The sequence below is a fragment of the Arcicella sp. GW821-FHT09D11 genome, assembly GCF_059416265.1.
Map to the genome: position 1 here is coordinate 15,854 of NZ_JBWKOV010000012.1, position 22,361 is coordinate 38,214.

The following is a 22,361-nucleotide window of genomic DNA, read 5'->3' on the forward strand; positions in this document are numbered from 1 at the left end:
AAAGTTAATTAAAGAAAAAATGGCAGAAAATAATAGTGAGAATAATAAACCTCAAGGCTTTCCGAAGCGTCGCCCAAATGCTTCTGGCAATGGTTTTCAAGGATGGTTGGTTATAGGATTGATAGTTGCTTTAATCAGTATTTACTTTTTGAGTAAAACAAAAGTTCTAAAACCTATTCAGCAAACCGAGTACGAACAAATGGTGCTCAATCAGGAAATTGCTAAGCTATCCATTATTAAAGGAAAAGATATTGTTGAGATTACCCTCAAACCAGAGGCACTTCCTAAATATAAAAACGAATTAAGCGACCAACCAAATGCTGTGGTTAATCAGAATGCGGGGCCTCAATTCGAAAAAGAGATTACTTCTATCAATTCTTTTGAAACAGAACTGAATGAATTGCAGAAAGATATTCCTCGTGATAAGAGAGTGCATGCCACTACGGAAGAACATTATGGAATTTTTGAATTCTTGATGGGCCCAGGTTTCTTTATCGTGATGTTTATCGCTATTTACTTCATGTTCTTTAGAATGGGTGGTGCAGGCGGACCAGGAGGACAAATCTTTAACATTGGTCGTTCTAGAGCTACCTTGTTTGATGGCGAAGCTAAAGTAAAGATTACCTTCAACGATGTAGCTGGTTTGGATGAAGCCAAAGAAGAGATTCAAGAGATTGTAGAATTTTTGAAGTTCCCTAAAAAATTCACCGACTTAGGTGGTAAAATTCCAAAAGGAGCTTTATTAGTAGGCCCTCCGGGAACAGGTAAAACCTTGTTGGCAAAAGCTGTTGCTGGCGAAGCAGGCGTACCTTTCTTCTCGTTGTCAGGTTCAGACTTTGTTGAAATGTTTGTGGGTGTGGGTGCGGCACGTGTAAGAGATTTATTCAAACAAGCGAAAGAAAAAGCACCATGTATCATCTTTATTGATGAGATTGATGCTGTAGGTCGTTCGCGTGGACGTGGTGCGATGCCAGGCTCAAACGATGAGCGTGAAAATACATTGAACTCATTATTGGTTGAAATGGATGGTTTTGCTACTGACTCTGGTATTATTATCATGGCAGCAACAAACCGCCCTGATGTATTAGACTCAGCTTTATTACGTCCAGGACGTTTCGACCGTCAGATTTCAATTGATAAGCCAGATATTATCGGAAGAGAAGCTATTTTTAAAGTACACTTAAAACCTTTGAAATTAGCAGCTGATATTGACCCTAAAGAATTGTCTGCTCAGACTCCTGGTTTTGCAGGTGCTGAAATCGCCAATGTTTGTAACGAAGCGGCTTTAATAGCGGCACGTCGTAGCAAAACTGCGGTTGATATGAAAGATTTCCAAGAGGCGATGGACAGAGTAATTGGTGGTTTAGAGAAAAAGAACAAATTGATTTCTCCTGAAGAAAAGAAAATTGTTGCTTATCACGAAGCTGGTCATGCTATTGCTGGATGGTTCTTAGAACATGCCAATCCATTGGTAAAAGTAACGATTGTACCACGTGGAGTAGCTGCTTTGGGTTATGCACAGTATTTACCGAAAGAGCAGTTCTTGTATAGAACAGAGCAATTAATTGATGAAATGTGTGTTACCTTGGGTGGTCGTGTAGCTGAAGATATTGTTTTTGGTAAAATATCAACAGGTGCACAAAACGATTTAGAGCGTATTACCAAATTGGCCTATAGTATGGTAACCATTTATGGTATGAACGATAAGCTTGGTAATGTTTCATTCTACGACTCGAAAGGCTCGGAATATAATTTTAACAAACCGTATTCTGAACAAACAGCCCGCGAAATAGATGAAGAAGCACGTAAGATTATTCAACAAGCTTACGAAAGAACAAAAGCTTTATTGACTGAAAAACAAGATAAGTTAGAAATTTTAGCGCAAGAATTATTAGTAAAAGAAGTACTTTTCCAAAATGATTTAGAGCGTTTGGTAGGACCAAGACCTTTTGAGCAATTAACAGCCTATCAGGAGTTTACAAGAAACGAAGATAGAAAAGCTGCAGATTTGGAAGCAAAAGAAGCCGAAAAAGCTATTGCAAAAGAAAGTGAAGAACCTGCTGAAAAGTAATATACGGTTTTAACCTCAACCCTAAGCCCCCTTTCTTGATAGAGAGGAGGCTTTTTTTTGCTATTTTATCTTATTAGGACACAACAAGCTTTTAGTTGATGGGTCTCTTACCTCACACTTAGATTTGTTGTATATTTGTCTTTTAAATACGTTTCAATGACTACTATTAATTTACAAGCCGACAAGAAAATATACTTTGCCTCTGATTTTCATTTAGGATATCCCGACCATCAAACTAGTTTGATTCGCGAACGAAGAATCATTGCTTGGCTCCATCAGGTGCAAAAAGATGCACAAATGATTTTTTTGATGGGCGATTTATTCGATTTTTGGTTTGAATATAAAAATGTGATACCCAAAGGTTTTGCGAGGTTTCAGGGTAAATTAGCAGAACTGTCGGATGCGGGTATTGAAATAATCATTTTTAAGGGTAATCACGATCTTTGGATTTTCGATTATTTTGAAGAAGAAATGGGTATTAAGGTATTGAGAGAACCTACTGAATATGTTATTAACCAAGGCAGTAATAGTACTTCTTTTTACCTAGTGCATGGAGATGGTTATGGCCCAGGAGATTATGGCTATAAAAAGCTGAAACGTGTTTTTGAAAGCAAGCTTAGTCAATGGGCATTTGGCTGGGTACATCCACAATTGGGTATGAAACTAGCAATGGCGTGGTCTGCTTCCAAAAAAGATGAAGAAAGGTTAAAGCGAGAATTACAGTTTAGAGGCGAAGGGGAATGGCTGTGGTCTTATGCCAAAGAAGTAGAAAAACAAAAACACCATGATTTTTATATCTTTGGGCATCGTCATTTGTTATTAGATTTAAAAGTAGGTGAAAATAGCCGTTATATTAATTTAGGAGAATGGTGTTATGATAAACCAGAAAGTAATCATTATGCCATATTCGACGGGATTAATTTTAGTGTAAAACAATTTCAGGGATGAAAATAATAGCGATACTCTTATTATTTATTAATTGTACAGTGTTAGGGCAAAACGTTGCTTTTGATACACTAATTCCGAAAAATACCTACCGATATTTCGAAAAGAAAAACTTTGTAGTAGCTAAGGAAATAGCCCTCAATGGCGCTGATCTTTTTTCTAAGAATAATTACCTGATAGAGGCCGAATTGATTTGTAAATCAGCTAAGAATTTTGGTTTTAAGGTAGCCCAATGGAGAGACAAAGCTCATCCCAAAAAAGTACTTGAAGAGTTGACACTTGGCTATAATGCACATCATAAAGAAATATACATCGACAGAACAAAGTCGTCGATACCTGCTAAGAAAGATTTAGTAGCTCCTTATCACCTTGTGAATAAAAAGATAAAAATGCAGATAATTGTCAAGAACAATTATGTTCGTTTGTATGTCAATAATAATGAAGTAATGTTGGCAGATTCTATCGCCCCAAGTCCTGATGCACTAATATTTTCAATTTTTACCAAGCGAAAAAAAGTATTTGTTGAATCTTTGAAAATTTGGGACTTAGAGGGTTTCCCGACTAAAAAATAAATTTAGTCATTGCATTCCATCATTAATAAATCACCAGATTCATAGGTAATCTTCACCAAACCGTCTTCTTTTACCTCATTACTACTTCCAGTACGATAACCGATAGTCAGGTTTTCGGCTGATAATTCATACTTTAGGTTGTGTGTAGTAATGCCCGATACTTCACCCACAGGAATCAAGGAAATATTGGTTTTGGCAGGATACCACTTTTCGTAAGTATTTGGTAGTACAAAAATCTTTGAGTAATCGTCAATCACCACTATTTTTAGTTGTTCCCTAAACCGTACAATGTTTGTAACATTGGTGATGGTATGGTCTGCTCGTCTACCTGTAGCCCAAACAACATTGACGGCAGGAAATCCTTTCTCAACTAAATAATCAAAGGCTTTTTCCAAGTCGGTTTTATTTTGGTCTGGAGTATGAACAATCTCGATAGGGTATTGGTCTTCTCGGATTTTTTCTAAATTAATAGCTCTTTTAAGATTTTGTTCGTCTAGCAGAGAGATGTCAGAAGTGTTTCTAAGAATATCAAAATCGCCTAAGAGTACATCTACCTTAATGCCCAATTCTAGCACACGATTGATGGCAGAATCGAGGACAATCACCAAGGGTGACCATTCTAATAGCTGTCCCAATAATTCAAAATTACAGGCTTCGCCATTGGCAATGATAAGAGCAGGCTCTTGTTGTTCTCTGATAACGTGATGTGATGACATACTATAAGTAAGAGTTATGAGTGATGAATTGTGAATTTAAAGTGTTTTATAACGATATTTTATTCATAATTCATCACTCATAATTCACAACTTTTACTTACTACCAGAAAGTAGCATAAAGTACCACTAAGATAGTAACGATAGCAGCAGCACCAATGGCAAAACCTTTTGTCGTTTTGAACATAGTAGCATCTATTGCCAAAGCTTTAGGGTTTTCTTTAGTGGTAGGGTCTAATAAACCTGAAACAACCATAACGATAACACATATAACAAAAGTAATGGCCATACGGTCAAGGAATGGAATAATGTGTTTGCCTTCGCCATCTAAGAAAGAAGTATAAATTGGTGTTTGATAAAGACCAGTCCAATCTGGGAATTCTTTTAATACCAATGAGATAACCACAGAACCGATAGTAGCAATCATAGCACCAGCAGAGTTAGCACGTTTCCAGAAGAAACCTAACAAGAATACTGCGAAGATACCCGGAGAAACATAACCAGTCATTTCTTGAATGAAGTCGAAGCCACCTTTTTTATCAATACCCAAGAAAGGAGAGATGAAAATAGCAAGAATCATCGCAACAACAATCACGATTCTACCAGTTTTTACTAGTTCTTTTTCAGTAGCATCTTTCTTGAAGAATTTCTGATAAATATCCAGTGTAAAGATAGTTGAGATAGAGTTTGCTTTACCAGCCAAAGAAGCCACGATAGCAGCCGTTAAAGCAGCAAAAGAAAGTCCTTTTAACCCAACAGGCAATAAATTCAATAATACTGGGTATGCGTGGTCTGGGTTTACAGTACCGTCGGCGCCCAACATTTCTTGTTGGAACAAGCCATTTTGGTATAATACATATGCTGCGATACCCGGAATAACTACGATAAGAGGCATTAATAATTTTAAGAAACCTGCAAATAAAAGTCCTTCACGAGCTACTGGAAGCGATGCACCCAAGGCACGTTGCGTAATGTATTGATTACAACCCCAGTAGTTTAAGTTTACAATCCACATACCACCAATCAATACTGCTAAGCCTGGTAGTGAAGTATAATTAGGGTTATCCTTTTTCAAAATCATGTGGAAATGGTCATCAGCACGGGTAAACATTTGTTTCATCCCTTCGATAGCACCCACTTCGCCAAATTGTTCTGATACCAACGTAAGCGCTAAATAAGTAGTACAAAGTCCGCCCAAGATTAAGAAAAACACTTGAATAACGTCTGTAAAACCGATAACTTTCATACCACCTAATGTAATAATTACAGCAAAGAATGCTAAGCCCCACATACACAGGGTGAAATCAATACCTGAAATAGTGGTGATAGCTAATGCTCCTAAGTACAAAATAGAGGTAAGGTTTACAACAACATATAGAATCAACCAGAAAACAGCCATAATGGTACTTACTGTTGAATTATAACGCTGTTTCAAGAATTGAGGCATCGTGAAAATCTTATTTTTCAAATAGATTGGCATAAAAAATACCGCCACAATTACGAGCGTCGCTGCTGCCATCCATTCGTAAGCAGAAATAGCTAAGCCCATTTTGAAACCATTACCAGCCATACCGATAAATTGTTCGGCTGAAATGTTTGAAGCAATCATCGATGCTCCGATTGCCCACCAAGTAAGTGAACCTTCGGCAAGGAAGAAGTCAGTAGATGATGCTTGTTTTGATTTTTTCTGTTGGTAAATCCAGTAGCCGTAACCTGCTACAACGATAAAATAAAAGAAGAATACTAAATAATCAATGGATTGCAGTCCTTTTTGCATTGGGTTTATTTATTTTTTAGGTTATATATTATTTTTCATTCCGAAAGATACTGCATTAATTCAAAATTAAATAGATTAAATACTATAAAATATATTATAAAAACTATATTATATTTAGCGACAATTTTATAATGTGTTGATTTTTAGAATGTTATATTGTATTTTAATCATGTCAAATTGACACATTTACCCTTATTTTTTTTCAATAAAGTACATAAATAATGCTATGCTTTTGGTTAAAAATAGTAAAGTCTGCAAAATTGGTGGATTATAAGCCCTGCTCTTTAAAAAATTTGGTTTGTATTATAAAAAACAAAATATCCTTTTGTGAAATATTACTTTTAAGGGTTTGAATACCTGTATCACCCTAAAAACTAAAATGCAACAAATTTTTGTTGCAAAGAGCTACCATCGTTATAAAATCAGTTGAATTTGCTGAAAGGTTTAAGCAAATAATTAAAAAAAGGTAGAAGGTTAACTGTATATCTGTTAATAAGTGTATTAATTCATTTTCGCCTTTGTTGATGTTTTTCACAAACAAAGCCGAAAACCTCTTACTCTTGGCGAGTGGCTTGAGTCCTACTGATTACCCACAAGTATATAAATATATCCCTAGCGAGGGACTTAAGTCCCTCGCTAGGGATAAGAACTTCACGTAGTCAGGTTGTGACAAGAGACGACCAAAGCTCGGTTTGAAAGGCGATTTAAGCCTAATTTGAACCAATTTTATCAATAATTACATCTTCATTTCAACTTTTTTAAAAGATGTGGGTAATCAATAGGACTCAAGTCACTCACTAAGAATAAGAGACTTCGAAAATTACCTACAAACTAGGTTCAATCATTATTACCTCTTCTTTATCGATGATTACTTGCCCTTCGCCCAAATCTCTGGTTTTCCTGACGTATTTTTTTGGTGTAACTATCACGGGGCAAAGGGTATCAGTTTTCCGTTTTGAATAAAAAGCCGCTAACCCTGCTGCCTTTTCGATGACATTTACAGGGAAATTCCTACCTGCCTGTTTACGAACTACTACGTGCGAACCTGCCACGTCACGGGCGTGTAACCACAAATCTTCTTTTCGGGCAAAGCGTTGTGTTAGTAAATCATTGTTTTTGGCATTTCTGCCCACTAATATTTCATATCCTTCAAATTGATAATATTTAAAAAGTGTTTGAACAGTATCAACTACTTTTTGAGAAGGTTCTAGCTGATTAGCCTTTAGGTATTTCCTGAATTCTTTCAAGGTTTCAAAGCCTTCAATGTCCTTTATCTGTTGGTCAATTTCAGACATATCCATTTCTTTAGCTTCCAGATTCTCCATCAATTTCTCGATTTCGATTTTCTCGTTTTTCGATTTTCTGTAATAATTCTCAGCACTTTTTTGGGGACTTAAATCTGGTTTTAGGCGTACCTTAATAGGCTGGTCACGATAAAAATCATACAATTCTATTACTTCCGCTCGCTCAGGAATAGCGTGAAGGTTCGCCATGATAATATTCGCAATTTCATCATGTTTTACGCCTGTATCCAAGCTAGCTAATTGCTGATAACACTTATCAATATAAGCTTGTGTTCTTGTTTTTCGCTTCTGGAGTATTTTAATGATTACGCCTTTTTCTTTATCAATTACATTGATTTTGTTGTGGGCATAATAAAAGGCATTACTGGCTTCTAGCGGGTCAGTGAAAGTATTGGTAATCTCGCCGTCTTCTGCAATTAATGATAAAACAGGCTGATAGTCTATCGTTTTTAGGTAATAAGTTGGGTTTTCAAGTTGTGTGGTAATAGCTTGAATTTGTTCCCAAGTAACGGCTTCTTGACCATTTTTACTCAAAAACTTGGTGATTTCTTTGCCAAAAGTAGGGAAGAGGGTCTTCCAACCTTTTTCCTGAAAAGCTTCGAAACTTTGATCAATCGGGCGGTCTAGTTTATCTATTTCTACATTATTATCAATCACCAATTTATTCTGAAACAAGTCAATCACTTCGTTCTCTTGAAAGAGAATGATGTTGGAACGATTGCCATACATTTTAAAAAGTAATACAAAGTTGTTTTCAAAATAGAGGGCAAAAGCACGCTCATTTTCAAACTGGCGAACGCCTAGTACTTTTAAATCGATGATTTCTTTAAAAAGATTGGCCGAATTGCGTCCAGCTCTTTTAAAGTCTTTCGGGAAAGCTAAACAAGCAAAATCTGGATGAAGAACAGCTTTAATATAAAAATCTTTTTGGTCGCGCCATTGTTTGCCTTCGCTACAAAAGCCTAATAATATTTCGTCTTTTTCTTGAGTAAAACATTCTGCCAGTACTAAACCAGTCAGCTCAGTTGAAAGCTTTTTGGATAATTGACGAAGAAAATAATAATTGGTTTGCATAAAATTACGGAAAGCACAAGGCTTTTTATTGGATAACAAAGGTAGTTGATTTAACTATTGTATCGATGAACGGATAAATACGTTAAATAACTTATTATTTAGTTGTAAAACTGAAAAATAAGTTATAGTTTTGATTCATGGAAGAATTGACAAAAACAGAAGAGAAAATCATGCAGGCACTTTGGGAGTTGAAAAGTGCTTTTGTAAAAGATATTATCGAGAAAATAGACGAAGAACCCAAACCTCCATACAATACGATTTCGTCAGTAGTTAGAATACTAGAAAAGAAAGGTTATGTGGGGTATAAGGCTTATGGAAAGACTTATGAGTATTTTCCGATAATTGCGAAAGCAGATTATGCCAAAAAGACTTTTAAGAAAATATTGAATAATTATTTCGATAATTCTGCCAGCAGTTTATTATCATTTTTGATGAAAGAAGAGTCTATTTCTTCGGAAGAACTGGATGTATTGAAAAGTATTATTGATGGAAAGACGGATAAAATATCATAATTTTTAAAGCGACAAACGATGGATTATCTAATAGAATCAAGTATCTCGATGATGCTTTTGTATGGATTATATTTCTTTGTTTTTAGGCAATTCACCTTTATAAGGCTGAATCGGATATATTTATTGCTGAGCTTAGCTTTCAGTTTGCTGATTCCTACGATTACATGGCAAGTTCCGATAGCTACTTTGGGTTCTACGTCAATTACTACGGGGCTTTACAGCTTTGATAATTATAAAGCATTTGGCAATATTCCTTTAAATAATCCTATGCATGAAGTGTCAAACAATTTTGATTGGTTTGTCATCATTCAGTGGGTATATGTCATTGGTTTTGTATTGATGATAGCTCGCCTGTTTATCTTGATTTATAGAATATTTACTATCAATAGAACTCCCTCTAAGCCCTATATTGCTAATACAGGCAAGTTGGCGAATGCCTCGTTTTTCAACCTGATTTTTATTGATGATCGTCAGTTAGAAGCCCATGAAGTAGAACAGATTCTAACGCACGAACGTTGGCATATTCGGCTGTTGCATTCTTATGATTTACTTTTTGTCGAACTCCTAAAAGCAGTTTATTGGTTCAATCCAATTGTTTGGTTATACCAACGTTCTCTGACAGAAGTGCATGAATATGAAGTAGATAGCAGGATGATAGAACAGTATAATCCTCAGGACTATGCACATTTATTACTAAAGTTGGCTGGTTTACATACGCAACCCATGATATTTCATCAGTTTAGCCGTAAACCACTTTCAGCACGCATTCATTTTTTATTCACTAAACAAAAATCAATACCTATGAAAAAGTACGCATATTTATCTGTATTGCCCCTCGTTGGAGTGCTTATCATGGCATTTTCGTTCGAGAAAGAAAGTGAGGAGGTTGGGAAGAGTCTGGATACTGGCTTGAAAGTTATTGAAAACAGTTATTTCAAGGCGTATCCAGAAATTAAGGTTTTTGAAAACAAATCTATCATGACGCTTACTACTAATGAAAAAAACGATAGAATAGGCATAACCTTAAACCCTAATAAAATTACGCCTGAATTAATTAATGGAGCAGTGGCGAATTATTTTAAAGAGTATGGCTTTGAATTAAAAGCGGTTGATGCTCAATATAATAATTTCCAAAAATTGCTAAGATTAGAAATCATCCTTGAAGAAACGCAGGAAAATAAAAAAAGCAGGGATATTAGCAAGAATATCATGTCTGCTTTGCCAACTCGTTTTAGCTTTAATCTGTCGGAAATGATTAGTAAAAATCCGAAAGATTTGGATGCTTTGATTACGATTTTTGCAGATAAAACTACTGGAGAGCATTTTGTTGTTCCTTTGGCACCGCCAACATTACCAGACGTAACTCCATACAATTTGTATCAAGAGCAACTGCAAAAAACAAGGATTAAAAAGTTTTTAACACCATCGTTTACCCCCTTTATTTATAGTAAGGAAAATGGCTGTTAATTCTTTATAGGTAAAACACGCTTTGGATTACCAATCTTATTAGGACAAGTCTTAACAAAGGCTTGTCCTGTTTTTTTGTATACGATAGTAAAATTATTTATCCTTAGCGAGGTACTTAAGTACCTCGCTAAGGATAAATACCTGAATCTCTTCTCAATCCTTTATAGCCTTTTGAGCTACCGTCTTTCTTACCGCTCTCCAAATTAAAATACCATTCTTCCTAAGTATTTTCTTATTGCAAAAATCCAGAATATCTTTGATGGACAAACCAAAATAACATTTCACGATTTTTATAATCGTTATCAAAGACAATGACACCCTTACGCAAAAGTTCATTTATTCGCAAAGTCAAAGATATAACCGTGGGAAGTACTTTGGCATTAGCTGTGTTGGGTAATACCGTGATGCTTCAAAGTTGTGGAAGTTCTAATGATGAGGATGAAGGCGACTACGAAGAAGTGGAAGTTTATACAAAAGGAGTAAAAACTTATATTACTGAGACTTCTAAAGGTGAATTTAAAATTACGGACGAAGTAGAAGTGCCTGCCAATAGTTCCGTAGCCATTGTTACGTATTTAGATGGTAAAAAAGATACGCTTTCGCCTAGGGCTGTAAAGGCATTGATTGATAATGAAATTGCCACGAACCAAGCTACAATAGGACAAAGTAGCAACCTATCGAATGCGTTGTTATATGGCGGGATGGGCTATTTGCTAGCCAAAACATTAAGCCCGACGTATTCAAATTATCGTCCAGATATGTCGAATGGTTTTAATTCGTCGAGTTCATCTTATAGCAGTGCAAACCAAGACAGCTCACGAAGAAGACGCCATGTTGGATATTACGGAGGAGGTTTGGGGCGTTATTATGCCACAGCAAGTGCTTTCCAAAAATCAAGTTCGATTCATCAGAGTATTGGGAATTCAAGGACAATTACTTCCAGACCTGTGGCAGGAAGAAGTGGTTTCTTTCATAGTTCTAGTCATGGGGGGTATCATGGATAAGCTATGAATAGTGAGCTTTGTGTTGTCAATTTTTCCCCACTCTTCAATTATTTTTAGTGGCATAGATTTTATAATAAATAAGCTTTAAGCTATGAGCAGTGAGCTTTGAGCTTTTTTATTTTAGTGTTGTGATTTTTTATTATAATGTATAAATTTTACACATTCAATAAAGAAGCTGATAGCTCAAAGCTGACGATTCACAGCTGTTAGCTATTGGCTTACAGCTATTAACAATGAAGCTCAAAAGATTAAATATTTCACCTACGCGCACCTTGCAAAATGCTGGTTGGGAATGGATGCTTGGCGAAAGTACGCTTCCATACATTACTGATGAGATGATTATCGTTTCTGAAAAAGAAGCAGAAAATTACTATGAAGCCGTGATGCAATTATACGAAATGTATATTGAAGCTGCCCAATATGTAGTTGAAAATGAGCTTTTCAAAGAAATAGGTATTCCCGAAAACTTAGTCAAGCTAGTAAAATACTCTTGGGAAAACGATAATCACTGGCATATTTACGGTCGCTTTGATTTAAGCGGAGGTTTAGATGGCAAGCCCATCAAGCTAATAGAATTTAATGCCGATACTGCTACCTGTATTCCAGAAACTGCCATTGTGCAGTGGGCTTCTCTAAAGGCCAATGGACTAGATGAAAGCTCGCAATTTAATACCCTCTATGAATCTTTGATTGAACAATTCAAGGAACTAAAACGCCAAAATCCTGTGTTAACACCTTCATTGCTGATTTCAACGATGGAAGGCTTCCCAGAAGACGATACCAATATGCAAGTATTGGGCGAAGCGGCTATGGAAGCAGGTTTTGAAATAGCCTATGAGAAAATCGAAAATGTAGAGTTCTCGCCGATTGATGGTATTTTTCAGCAAAATAAAGGAAATGGTAGTTTTACAAAATATGATTTCTGGTTTAAGCTAGTGCCGTGGGAATATATAGGATGGGACGAACCCGAATTAGCGGATATCCTGACTAAAATTGTGTACGATAACAAAGCAATCGTATTAAATCCAGCTTATACGTTATTGTTCCAGTCGAAAGGACTGTTGCGTATTTTATGGGAATTATTTCCCAATCATCCGTTGTTATTAGAAACAGATAGCAAACCTTTGGCTAACAAAACCTCGGTACAAAAGGTGCTTTTTGGCCGAGAAGGAGCGAATGTAAAAATACTTTCGGCAGAAGGCGCAACGATTGATGCAAAAGACGGAGAATATTTTGAACAAGTAGCCGTTTATCAAGAATATACCCAATTTCTAACCGACCATGCTGGAAATTATTACCAAGCAGGTGTTTTTTTTGCTGGCGAAGCATGTGGTTTAGGTTTTAGAAAAGGTGGAAAAATCATCGACAATACAGCCCAATTTTGTGGGCACATTGTTGTATAAATATTATTAATATGCCCATTATTCAAACGTCTTACAGAACTTCACATATCTGGAAGGATGCTCATTTTTCAACAATTTATCCAAGTACACTCAGAAAAGTAACTGGAATTGAATACGACCGCGAACGATTAGAACTATGGGATGGCGACTTTCTGGACTTAGATTGGTCGAAAGCAGGAAAAGCTACTAAAAAAGTAAAAACAAAAAAAAAGGCTGTAGCAGCAGTAGAGGAGCAAGGAAACGTACAGCCTAGTAAATCGTTGGCGATACTATCCCACGGTTTTTTAGGCAATACTACTCGCCCTTATTTATTAGGAGGTGTAAAAGCATTTAATTCTATTGGTTGGGATGTATTGGCTTGGAACCACCGAGGACTAAGCGGAGAAATAAATCGACTAGAGCGAATGACAATACATGGGGGCAGTGATGAATTAGAAGCCGTTGTAAACCATGCTTTAGACAAAGGTATTTATGAAGAGATTGTGTTGGTAGGCTATAGCAAAGGAGCAAACATTGCGCTAAAATATGCGGGAGAGAAAGGGGAAGGAATTTCCGAAAGAATCAAAAAAGTAATCGCCATTTCTTGCCCAACTGATTTGCAGGGGAGCATCGTAGCGATGGGGAAAGCAGGCTTTTATGCCGAAAGGTTTAAAGTGAAATTGCTGAAATTCTTGAAGAATAGATGGGAGTTAATTGATAGTCAGATATTTAAAGAATTTGAGAAATATAAATATTTAGAAGACTTTACCAATAATTACATAGCACCCTTGCATGGCATGAAAGATGCGGAGGAGTATTACGAGCAATGTGCCGCTATGCCTTATGTAGATAAAATAAGGATTCCTGCATTTATTCTGAATGCTAAAAACGACCCTGTATTGTCTGAAAGCTGTGCGATGTTAGACCTTGCCAAACATTCAGATTATATCTTTTCTGAATACCCAAATTACGGCGGACATTGTGGCTTTTATCTATCCAATGCCGATGACTTATATTATGGCGATAAACGGATGTTGGAATTTGTGGAGGGGAAGATTGTGATGTAATGGCTTTCGGTCTTCGGATTTCAGCTTTAGGCTATAAGCTGTATGCATTAGGCAATTACAAAAAGCATACAATCATACATAGCCGAAAGCCGAAGACCGAAAGCTTAAAGCCCTTTAAACCTTACAAACCCAAACACTTCGCCAGCTTCAAAAACTTGCTTATCTGCTGGTAATTCCACAAAACCATCACAATCAGTCAGGTTAGCAAAGTCGGCAGAGCCACTGCCTTCAAAAGGAGTAGCCATCATTTTACCTGCTTCAAAATACGTTTTTACAGGCACGAAATAGCTTAAATCAGGCTTGAAGACGATGTCTTTATCCAATATTACTTCCTCACTTTTTATGCCTGCTTTAAGTGTAGGCAATACATATTTGCAAAAACATAAAAAGGTAGAAACAGGATTGCCGGGCAAGGCAAAAACGATTTTCCCTTCTTTGGTCTTGCCAAACCACATGGGCTTGCCTGGTTTTTGAGCTACTTTATGAAACAACTTTTCTAATCCCAAGTCAGCTAAAATAGCAGGGACATAATCTTTTTTTCCCGCTGAAACTCCTCCGCTTAGCAACAGAATATCGTGTGAAGTAATAATTTCTTGTAGTTTTTGATAAAGTACCTCTTCTTCATCAATCAGATGAAAAGTAGAAGCCTCAATCCCGATTTGTTGTAAAGCCGCCGCCAACATATAGGCATTAGAACTACGGATTTGATAAGATAAAGGCGAAACATCAATATCAACCAATTCATCTCCTGTAGAAATAATGGCGATTTTTGGTGTACTTTTTACCTTTACTAAGCTTTTGCCTACTGTTGCAATTACCGCTATTTCGGCAGGACTAATTTTTATGCCTTTTTGCAGTAGAACGTCATCGGCTTTTCGGTCAGAACCTTGTATGTGCACATTTTGTCCTTTCCTGATTTCTTCCTTAGCAATCGTTATTGAAGCTACCTTTATATCATCAATTGACTGAATATTAATGTCTTCATAACGCAGCACGGTGTCACAGCCTAAAGGCAACATTGCTCCTGTCATTACTTCTATGCCCTTTGTGCTATCTTGCAATGCCTTTTGAGCTTCGCCTGCAAACTGAATATTGTCAATGATTATTTGTTGAAAATCTACTTCATCAAAACAAAATGCTAAACCATCCATTGCCACTCTATTAAAGGGTGGGAAGTCGCGGTCGGCTAGAATATCTTCGGCTAATGTCTTACCTACTGATGATAACAACGGTATTGCTGAAACCGTGGTTTGGTGGGGGTTAGACATCACGATGTTGAGGGCTTCTGCTACTGAAATCATAAATATTTTTGAGATTTTGGTCGAAACTGTATTTCAACTAAATGTAGGGAATCAAGATTAGATATTTACCTTTGTGCAAAAATAAACAGGATTCCTTTGGGAATGGTTTATTCTTTTGAATTTGTTCAAAACGAATTTCTTGATCAACAATTTATGAAAACCTTTACTCATTTAGATGCCGACAATCAACCTGCGATGGTTGATGTTTCTGAAAAAGCTATTACCAAGCGTACTGCTACGGCACAAAGTATCGTGGTGTTGACGGACGAAATAATGGCGAATTTCCAAGACGGCGACTTGAAAACTAAAAAAGGTTCTGTCATCCAAACAGCTATTATTGCTGGAACAATGGGTGCTAAAAAGACATCTGAGTTGATTCCTCTTTGTCATCCATTAGGGTTAGATTCATGTAAGTTTACTACTGAAATCATTGGCAATGAGGTGATTATTACCTGTACTTGTTCACTAACTGCTAAAACTGGGGTAGAAATGGAGGCTTTGACAGGTGCAAGCATTGCTGCCTTGACGATTTATGATATGTGCAAGGCTTTCTCACATGATATTGTTATTAAAGAAACAAAGCTGATTTTAAAGACTGGAGGGAAGAGTGATTATAAGGTGTAGGTCTTCGGCTATCGGAAATCGGCTGTCACTTAACTCATGCCATCAATAATTTTGGAAATTCCTATTAGCTGGTGACTTAAGTCACCAGCTAATAGGAAGAACTGCTCTCTGAAGCAGTCAGGCTGAGACTTGCGGTTTTTATTTTTAATACGTTCAAAATGTCAACAATTAGTAAACCAATAATAAAAGGATTAATCCTTTCTGGTGGGCTGAGTAGCCGAATGGGGACTGAAAAACGTCTTCTGAATTATCACGGCAAAACTCAGGAGGAATATTTGTATGAATTGATGAAGCCTTTTTGTGATGAAGTATTTGTTTCAATCAACGAAAATCAACAAACAACTTTACCTGCTATTCAGGATGTACCAGAGATTAATGTGAAAAGCCCGATTGTGGGTATTTTTTCTGCTTTTCAACAATTCCCTGACTCAGCATGGCTAGTAATTGCTTGCGATATGCCTTTGGTGAATCATGAAACCATCACTTTTTTATTAGAAAACCGTAATGCTGAAAAGTACGCAACGGCTTTTGAAAACCCTGAAGAGCATTTTCCAGAACCTTTGTTGACAATTTTTGAACCTAGATTTTATCAACCTCTCCAAGAATTTCTCAAGCAAGGTAAAAAAGCTACTATGCGACTTTTACAGAGTTTAGACATAGCATTATTACAAGTACCCGACATACAAATGTTAAAAAATGTCAATACAACAGAAGAGTATAATAGCTTTAAGCTGTGAGCTGTCAGCTATGAGCTATTAGCAATGCAATGAGTATTTTAAAGTAAAAAAAAAAGCTCATAGCTCAAGGCTCACTACTAAATACAAATGAACATACAACCCAAACATAAAACACTCATCATCATTGTAGGTCCTACGGCTGTTGGTAAAACAGACCTTTGTGTAAAACTCGCTAAGGAACTCGATACAGAAGTAGTGTCGGCAGACTCTCGTCAGTTTTATCGTGAACTAGCGATTGGAACAGCCAAGCCAACGATGGAAGAAATGGACGGCGTGCCACATCATTTTGTAGATTCACATTCTATCCATGATTATTATTCTGTGGGTGATTTTGAGCGAGATTGTTTGAAGGTTTTAGAAGAAATCTTTACCCGAAAAGATACTGCCATTCTTACAGGAGGTTCTGGGATGTTTATAAAAATGATTACAGACGGAATCGATGAAATGCCTGAGGCAGATTTACAGATACGTCAGCAACTAGCCGAACGTTTTGAAAAAGAAGGATTAGGTTTACTAAAAGAAGAATTACGCACCCTAGACCCTGTATATTTTGAGCAAGTAGACGACCAAAATACACAAAGGGTATTAAGGGCTTTAGAGGTATGCATCGCCACGGGGAAACCTTTTTCGAGTTTTAGAAAAAATCAGAAAGCAGAACGCCCTTTCAAGATGTTAAAAATAGCGTTAGAACGACCACGAGAAGAACTCTATACCAGAATAGATACACGGATGGATTTGATGTTAGGTGCTGGCTTGGAAGCAGAAGCAAAAGCCGTCATGGATTATCGCGAACATTATGCCCTAAAAACAGTAGGTTATCGTGAAATCTACGAGCATCTGGATGGCAATTACGACCGTGAAGAGATGGTAAGATTACTCAAAAGAAATTCAAGGCGATATGCCAAAAGGCAAATGACTTGGTTTAAGAATCAAGACGAATTTCATTGGTTTGATGCCAAGAATGTAGCAGAGATTATGGATTTTGTGGCGAACTCCCTAAAGTGAATAGTAAGTATTAAAGAGTATAAATAGATTACTGAGTTTATCAGGGAATAAGGTTAAAAATCTCTTCAAGCTCTTTATCAGTGATGGTATTTTTTTCGGACTTGTCGTAGATAGAAGTAAGGTAAATAACTGTATCAATAACTTTTATATAAGTAATGACCCTAGCTCCGCTAGATTTACCTTTTCCTTTAGAAGCAATAGCCAATCGAACTTTATAAAAACTATTACCAAGGGATTTACCTTGTTCTGGATTATTGGAAAGGCTATCTAATAGCTCCGTTAAGTCCTTTTTCAGCGAAGGATATTTTTTAGCCAGCCTTTTTGCTTGTTTGTCAAAAAGCGGAATGGAAGATATACTATAACTCATTGAGCAAGTCTTTTGCGGGACGGGCTTTCAACTTTCCCTGCTCTACCAATTTAAGCTCCAAAACAGCTTCTTTAAGTTCTTGCAAAACTTGTTCTTTGGTTGGTTCTTGGTATTCCAACGCTTCTAAGTCTCTATATTGTTTTTTGAGCTCTTTCCATTCATTGATAGGGATATATACACCAGTGGTTTTTCCCTTACCGTCTTGTATTATCTGTAACCTCATATCTTAAAAATATTTTAAAATTACCTGTCTTTTAATTTAAAAAAGAAACAAACCCATTATTGCCATATTTGCCTTTTCGCCAGCTTACAATTTTGCGTGTTAACTACTACTTATCAAATTTACATAAAGCACATAAAAAATGTATAAGATTTGTCTATTTTTAGTAAATCAGTATTTTAGGTATTTGTTAATGCCATATTACTTCACCCAAAAACAAATGTAGCGAAACCTAAAAGGCTTCGCTACAAATCATCCTTAAACCAAAACTAAATAGATAATGTGTTCTAAAAAATGCCAAAACATGGCAAATGTTGGCTTTCGCCTAATAATATTATTGTTCGTCTTCGCGCTTGAACGCTAGGAGTAAAATTCTACTTCCGATGTTTAATAAACGACTTTCTTTTGCCAATATTGTTTTTTTCTGAATTTCTGGAACAATATTTTTAGATTTTCCTTCTTTTCTTTCCACTTTTTTTCCCGACAACAAATTATGTGGAAACCCAATGGCTAATGAGTTATTAGACAGTGCAGTAACCGCAAATAATGTAAGAGCAATGGTAAAAGATTTCATCGTTATGATAGCTTTAAATGTTCTATATATGTGTCGCAAGAGTGGCTTTTTAATTACAATACAAAGTTAAGTGTTTTGTTAGGTACTATGCAATACATAATACCTTAAATTTTGTTAAAATCTATATAAATGGTTAAGAAAACGGATGAATGGAATTAGGTTTGCCTATAAGATGAAGAAAAAGTATAAAACGTTGCAGGTAAAATATTTTTTTTCGAAAATTTTAATATTTTTTTTTCCCATAAAAATACTATGCTTGCTAATTTTAGCATGGTCTAAAATTTTTTAGACTTAGAATAGTAATATTTTTATTGATGTATTACGTATATTGTAAAGAGTTATTTTGCTTGCAAATTAGAATAATTGAGCATACATTTCGGAAAAATCACTATTTGTTAATATTCTATCTAGGGTATTCATTCTTAGAAAAATTAAATAAATCAGCCTGAAAAAGGCTGGGTTTTTCATCATGCAAACTATTTTAGAAAAATTATCAATTAAGCCAATCAATTTTGGAACGAGCACGGGTTTAAACGCTTGGGCATCGGAAGGGGAATTGCTTAGTTCTTTTTCGCCTGTGGATAATCAATTAATTGCCGAGGTTACACAAACTACGTTTGAAGATTATCAACAGGTGATTACAACCGCCAAGTCTGCTTTCGCAACATGGCGGAATGTTCCTGCACCCCGACGAGGCGAGATTGTTAGGCAAATGGGTGAGGCTTTTAGAGCCAATAAATCAGAACTTGGTAAATTGGTTTCTTACGAAATGGGCAAAAGCCTACAGGAAGGCTTAGGGGAAGTACAGGAAATTATCGATATCTGCGATTTTGCCGTGGGGCTTTCCAGACAGCTATACGGCCTTATGATGCACTCTGAACGCCCCGAACATAGAATGTATGAACAATATCATCCTTTGGGTATCGTTGGCATTATTTCAGCCTTTAATTTCCCAGTAGCCGTTTGGTCGTGGAATGCGATGCTGGCATGGGTTTGTGGAGATGTTTGTGTGTGGAAGCCTTCGGAAAAAACGCCTTTAACTGCCATTGCTTGCCAGAATATCATTACTGCTGTATTAAGGGATAATGAAATACCCGAAGGTGTATCGAGCATTATTACAGGCAACTATCAAGTAGGCGAGTGGCTAACTGCCGATACGCGCATTCCTTTGATTTCAGCCACAGGCTCTACCCGAATGGGGAAAATAGTAGGAGCAACGGTTGCTACCAGAATGGGAAAAAGTTTGTTGGAATTGGGAGGCAACAATGCCATTATCATTACCCCTAATGCTGATTTATCGATTGCCATTCCCGCGGTGGTTTTTGGGGCAGTTGGTACGGCTGGACAACGTTGTACTTCTACCAGAAGGTTAATCATCCATGAGTCTATCTATGAAACGGTTAAAGAACGGTTAGTAAAAGCGTATAAACAGTTGCGGATTGGTAATCCTTTAGATGAAAACAACCATGTCGGTCCGTTAATAGACACCAAGGCAGTAGAAGCCTATCAGTCGGCTATTGAAGCCGTAAAACAAGAAGGGGGAACTATGTTAGTAGTTTCAGAGGTTTTATATGGTGAAGGCTATGAGTCTGGTTGTTATGTAAAGCCATGCATTGCAGAAGTGAAACCTGATTTCAGGATTGTAAAGCATGAAACTTTCGCGCCGATTTTGTATCTTATGTCATATTCTATGGTAGAAGAAGCCATTGCTATACAGAATGATGTACCTCAAGGGTTATCATCTTCCATTTTTACCTTGAATATGCGGGAAGCGGAGTTGTTTTTATCTGCCAATGGTTCAGATTGTGGTATTGCCAATGTCAATATTGGTACTTCTGGTGCAGAAATAGGCGGTGCCTTTGGTGGTGAAAAAGAAACAGGTGGAGGACGAGAGTCAGGTTCGGATGCATGGAAAGCCTATATGAGGCGACAAACCAATACCATCAACTATGGTAAACAGTTACCTTTGGCACAAGGAATTAAATTTAATATAGACTGATTTGTTTAGTGATTTAGTGAGTTGTGAATGAGTGATTGTTTTTTAGTTGGGAGTTAGTGAATTGTGAGTGGTGGATTATTTTGTTGATTTATCACAATGAGTTTAAAATACTTGTCAATCTATTAGCAAAACATAGTCTCTCAAATTCACATTTTGAATTATTATCAACAAACACTAACTCACAATTCACTAACCCACAACTAAAACAATCACTAACTCACAACTCACTCAATCACAATTAAAAACACTCAAAATTATTTAAAAATATGAAAACGCAAGAAACAATCACAAAATCTCTGATGGAGAAGCTCTGGGAGGGCTACTACAAAAGAGTAACTTATGCAAAACAATATGCAGATTTGGTGTTATCAAAAGGAGGGAATGTCGTAAATGACCACTGTGCTTTTAGGACATTTAATACCCTTACGGGCAAACAGCCTGCTGGTATTATGGCTATTGCAGAAATATTAGAAGCGTTGGGTTATGCAAAAGTATCGCCTTATTCTTTCCCTTCCAAACATCTAAATTCTGTTCATTATCAACATCCAACTAATATTAATTTTCCAAAATTCTTTGTTACTCAATTAGAAGTAGCTGAGCTTTCAGAAACAGCACAAATTTTGATTAACGAAGCCGTAAAAGATACGCCCGATTTATTGGCTGGCGAAGCTCGTCAATTGTTAGCGTCTTTGAAGCACAATAAAGAATTAATATCTGCCGAAGCCGACCGTCTGGTAGATATGCTAGTGAAATATTTCGTTCGTCCTTGGGGGCCAGTGAAAAAAGAAACGATATTAGCCGTTAATCAGGAATCTCAATTTGCTGCTTGGACACTCCTGCATGGCAATTCGGTAAACCATTTTACGGCTTATATCAATCACCAAAATATACCTGAATGGAATGGTATTGAAGCAACAATGTCTGCTTTATATGGCATTGGCGTACCCATTAAGCATACGATTGAAGGAGATAAAGGAAGCAAATTACGCCAAAGTTCAACCGAAGCCATCGATGAAGACTGCGAAGTAATAGAAGAGGATGGAAGTATCGGAACGCTCCGTTGGTCTTATGCTTACTATGAATTAGCGGAAAGAAACTATATGGATAATGACGGTAAAAAGATTTGGTTTGACGGTTTCTTAGGGGAACAAGCTACTAATCTTTTTGAAATTACTAAGCGATAGCACAAGCTGACAGTTGAATGTGCCATTAGTGAAAAGCAATCTTCCCACATTGGTGGCGGCTGATGTGTGGGAGGTTGTCTAATAAAATTCTTCTCCCAGATAGTGATAACCTTTTCTATTAGCTGGTGACTTAAGTCCTAATGATTATCTATAAGTTTATAAGTTGTTAATAATCAGATGATTATCTCTAGCGAGGGACTTAAGTCCCTCGCTAGAGATGAGGGCTTCAACGCTTGGTTTTAAAGAGTATTTATGTACATTTAAGCTAATTTTATCAATAATTACATCTTTATTTCAACTTTTAAAAAGATGTAGGTAATCAGTAGGACTTAAGTCACCACCTAATAAAAAGTGATTTTGAGGAGTATCATCTCAAAAAAAGCTCAACAAAATAAGGATTAAACCACCCCTGCTTTTTATACAAGCAGAGATGGATATGTATTGCGTAAAAAAAGAATAATC

The 22,361-nt window shown here is 36.6% G+C and carries 20 protein-coding genes; 13 read left to right on the plus strand and 7 right to left on the minus strand.

The features are described 5' to 3' along the window. The first annotated feature begins 19 nt into the window (after positions 1–19). The 3 genes from ftsH (at position 20) to AC07N0_RS21320 (ending at position 3,588) form a co-directional block, all read left to right on the plus strand. Positions 20–2,071, plus strand: a complete 2,052-nt coding sequence (gene ftsH, locus AC07N0_RS21310; RefSeq protein WP_492800157.1) for an ATP-dependent zinc metalloprotease FtsH — start codon at positions 20–22, stop codon at positions 2,069–2,071. Positions 2,072–2,227: 156 nt separating this feature from the next. Then, positions 2,228–3,019 (plus strand): UDP-2,3-diacylglucosamine diphosphatase, encoded by a 792-nt coding sequence (locus tag AC07N0_RS21315; protein WP_494590907.1) that lies wholly within the window; start codon positions 2,228–2,230, stop codon positions 3,017–3,019. Further along, entirely contained in the window at positions 3,016–3,588 is a 573-nt protein-coding gene (locus AC07N0_RS21320) for a glycoside hydrolase family 32 C-terminal domain-containing protein (protein ID WP_494590908.1), read from the plus strand. The genes AC07N0_RS21315 and AC07N0_RS21320 overlap by 4 nt, the downstream gene beginning before the upstream one ends. 2 nt (positions 3,589–3,590) lie before the next feature. On the opposite strand, the gene AC07N0_RS21325 is transcribed toward AC07N0_RS21320, so the two are convergent. The 3 genes from AC07N0_RS21325 to AC07N0_RS21335 all read right to left on the minus strand — a co-directional run bounded on the left by AC07N0_RS21325 (position 3,591) and on the right by AC07N0_RS21335 (position 8,456). Next, a complete protein-coding gene (locus AC07N0_RS21325) occupies positions 3,591–4,304 on the minus strand; it encodes a thiamine diphosphokinase (protein ID WP_494590909.1) in 714 nt (237 codons plus the stop codon). 100 nt (positions 4,305–4,404) lie between these two features. Next, positions 4,405–6,078, minus strand: a complete 1,674-nt coding sequence (locus AC07N0_RS21330; RefSeq protein WP_492800153.1) for a sodium/sugar symporter — start codon at positions 6,076–6,078, stop codon at positions 4,405–4,407. 824 nt (positions 6,079–6,902) lie between these two features. Continuing rightward, a complete protein-coding gene (locus AC07N0_RS21335; protein ID WP_494590910.1) occupies positions 6,903–8,456 on the minus strand; it encodes an NFACT RNA binding domain-containing protein in 1,554 nt (517 codons plus the stop codon). Between the two features lie 137 nt (positions 8,457–8,593). Between AC07N0_RS21335 and AC07N0_RS21340 the strand changes: the two genes are divergently transcribed. The 5 genes from AC07N0_RS21340 (at position 8,594) to AC07N0_RS21360 (ending at position 13,888) form a co-directional block, all read left to right on the plus strand. Further along, on the plus strand, positions 8,594–8,968 hold the full coding sequence (locus tag AC07N0_RS21340; RefSeq protein WP_494590911.1) for a BlaI/MecI/CopY family transcriptional regulator: 375 nt from the start codon (positions 8,594–8,596) through the stop codon (positions 8,966–8,968). Between the two features lie 18 nt (positions 8,969–8,986). Then, on the plus strand, positions 8,987–10,435 hold the full coding sequence (locus tag AC07N0_RS21345) for a M56 family metallopeptidase (RefSeq protein WP_494590912.1): 1,449 nt from the start codon (positions 8,987–8,989) through the stop codon (positions 10,433–10,435). 311 nt (positions 10,436–10,746) lie between these two features. After that, positions 10,747–11,439 carry a Cj0371 family chemotaxis-regulating polar lipoprotein gene (locus tag AC07N0_RS21350; RefSeq protein ID WP_494590913.1) on the plus strand — a complete coding sequence of 231 codons (693 nt, stop codon included), beginning with the start codon at positions 10,747–10,749 and terminating at the stop codon, positions 11,437–11,439. Between the two features lie 233 nt (positions 11,440–11,672). Continuing rightward, complete coding sequence (locus AC07N0_RS21355; protein ID WP_494590914.1) at positions 11,673–12,842, plus strand: glutathionylspermidine synthase family protein; 1,170 nt, start codon at positions 11,673–11,675, stop codon at positions 12,840–12,842. 11 nt (positions 12,843–12,853) lie between these two features. Beyond that, a complete protein-coding gene (locus tag AC07N0_RS21360) occupies positions 12,854–13,888 on the plus strand; it encodes a YheT family hydrolase (protein ID WP_494590915.1) in 1,035 nt (344 codons plus the stop codon). 104 nt (positions 13,889–13,992) lie between these two features. Here the strand turns inward: AC07N0_RS21360 and AC07N0_RS21365 are convergent, their stop codons facing one another. After that, positions 13,993–15,189 (minus strand): molybdopterin molybdotransferase MoeA, encoded by a 1,197-nt coding sequence (locus AC07N0_RS21365; protein ID WP_494590916.1) that lies wholly within the window; start codon positions 15,187–15,189, stop codon positions 13,993–13,995. Positions 15,190–15,342: 153 nt separating this feature from the next. Between AC07N0_RS21365 and moaC the strand changes: the two genes are divergently transcribed. The 3 genes from moaC to miaA all read left to right on the plus strand — a co-directional run bounded on the left by moaC (position 15,343) and on the right by miaA (position 17,555). Continuing rightward, complete coding sequence (moaC, locus tag AC07N0_RS21370; RefSeq protein WP_494590917.1) at positions 15,343–15,813, plus strand: cyclic pyranopterin monophosphate synthase MoaC; 471 nt, start codon at positions 15,343–15,345, stop codon at positions 15,811–15,813. A gap of 158 nt (positions 15,814–15,971) precedes the next feature. Then, positions 15,972–16,550: a molybdenum cofactor guanylyltransferase gene (gene mobA / locus AC07N0_RS21375; protein WP_494590918.1), complete on the plus strand. Its 579-nt coding sequence runs from the start codon at positions 15,972–15,974 to the stop codon at positions 16,548–16,550. An 87-nt stretch (positions 16,551–16,637) separates the two neighbouring features. Then, positions 16,638–17,555 carry a tRNA (adenosine(37)-N6)-dimethylallyltransferase MiaA gene (gene miaA / locus AC07N0_RS21380; protein WP_494590919.1) on the plus strand — a complete coding sequence of 306 codons (918 nt, stop codon included), beginning with the start codon at positions 16,638–16,640 and terminating at the stop codon, positions 17,553–17,555. A gap of 40 nt (positions 17,556–17,595) precedes the next feature. Here the strand turns inward: miaA and AC07N0_RS21385 are convergent, their stop codons facing one another. The 3 genes from AC07N0_RS21385 to AC07N0_RS21395 all read right to left on the minus strand — a co-directional run bounded on the left by AC07N0_RS21385 (position 17,596) and on the right by AC07N0_RS21395 (position 18,716). Beyond that, positions 17,596–17,922 (minus strand): type II toxin-antitoxin system RelE/ParE family toxin, encoded by a 327-nt coding sequence (locus AC07N0_RS21385; RefSeq protein ID WP_494590920.1) that lies wholly within the window; start codon positions 17,920–17,922, stop codon positions 17,596–17,598. Continuing rightward, complete coding sequence (locus AC07N0_RS21390; protein ID WP_309923385.1) at positions 17,912–18,145, minus strand: hypothetical protein; 234 nt, start codon at positions 18,143–18,145, stop codon at positions 17,912–17,914. Before AC07N0_RS21390 ends, AC07N0_RS21385 begins: the two co-directional genes overlap by 11 nt. A 331-nt stretch (positions 18,146–18,476) precedes the next feature. Continuing rightward, on the minus strand, positions 18,477–18,716 hold the full coding sequence (locus AC07N0_RS21395; RefSeq protein WP_492800141.1) for a hypothetical protein: 240 nt from the start codon (positions 18,714–18,716) through the stop codon (positions 18,477–18,479). A 469-nt stretch (positions 18,717–19,185) separates the two neighbouring features. Here AC07N0_RS21395 and amaB point away from each other — a divergent pair, with 469 nt between their 5' ends. Beyond that, the gene (gene amaB, locus AC07N0_RS21400) at positions 19,186–20,715 is read left to right on the plus strand and encodes an L-piperidine-6-carboxylate dehydrogenase (protein ID WP_494590921.1); all 1,530 of its coding nucleotides are present in this window, start codon (positions 19,186–19,188) and stop codon (positions 20,713–20,715) included. Between the two features lie 266 nt (positions 20,716–20,981). Then, on the plus strand, positions 20,982–21,899 hold the full coding sequence (locus AC07N0_RS21405; RefSeq protein WP_492800138.1) for a DUF1338 domain-containing protein: 918 nt from the start codon (positions 20,982–20,984) through the stop codon (positions 21,897–21,899). Positions 21,900–22,361: the final 462 nt, after the last annotated feature.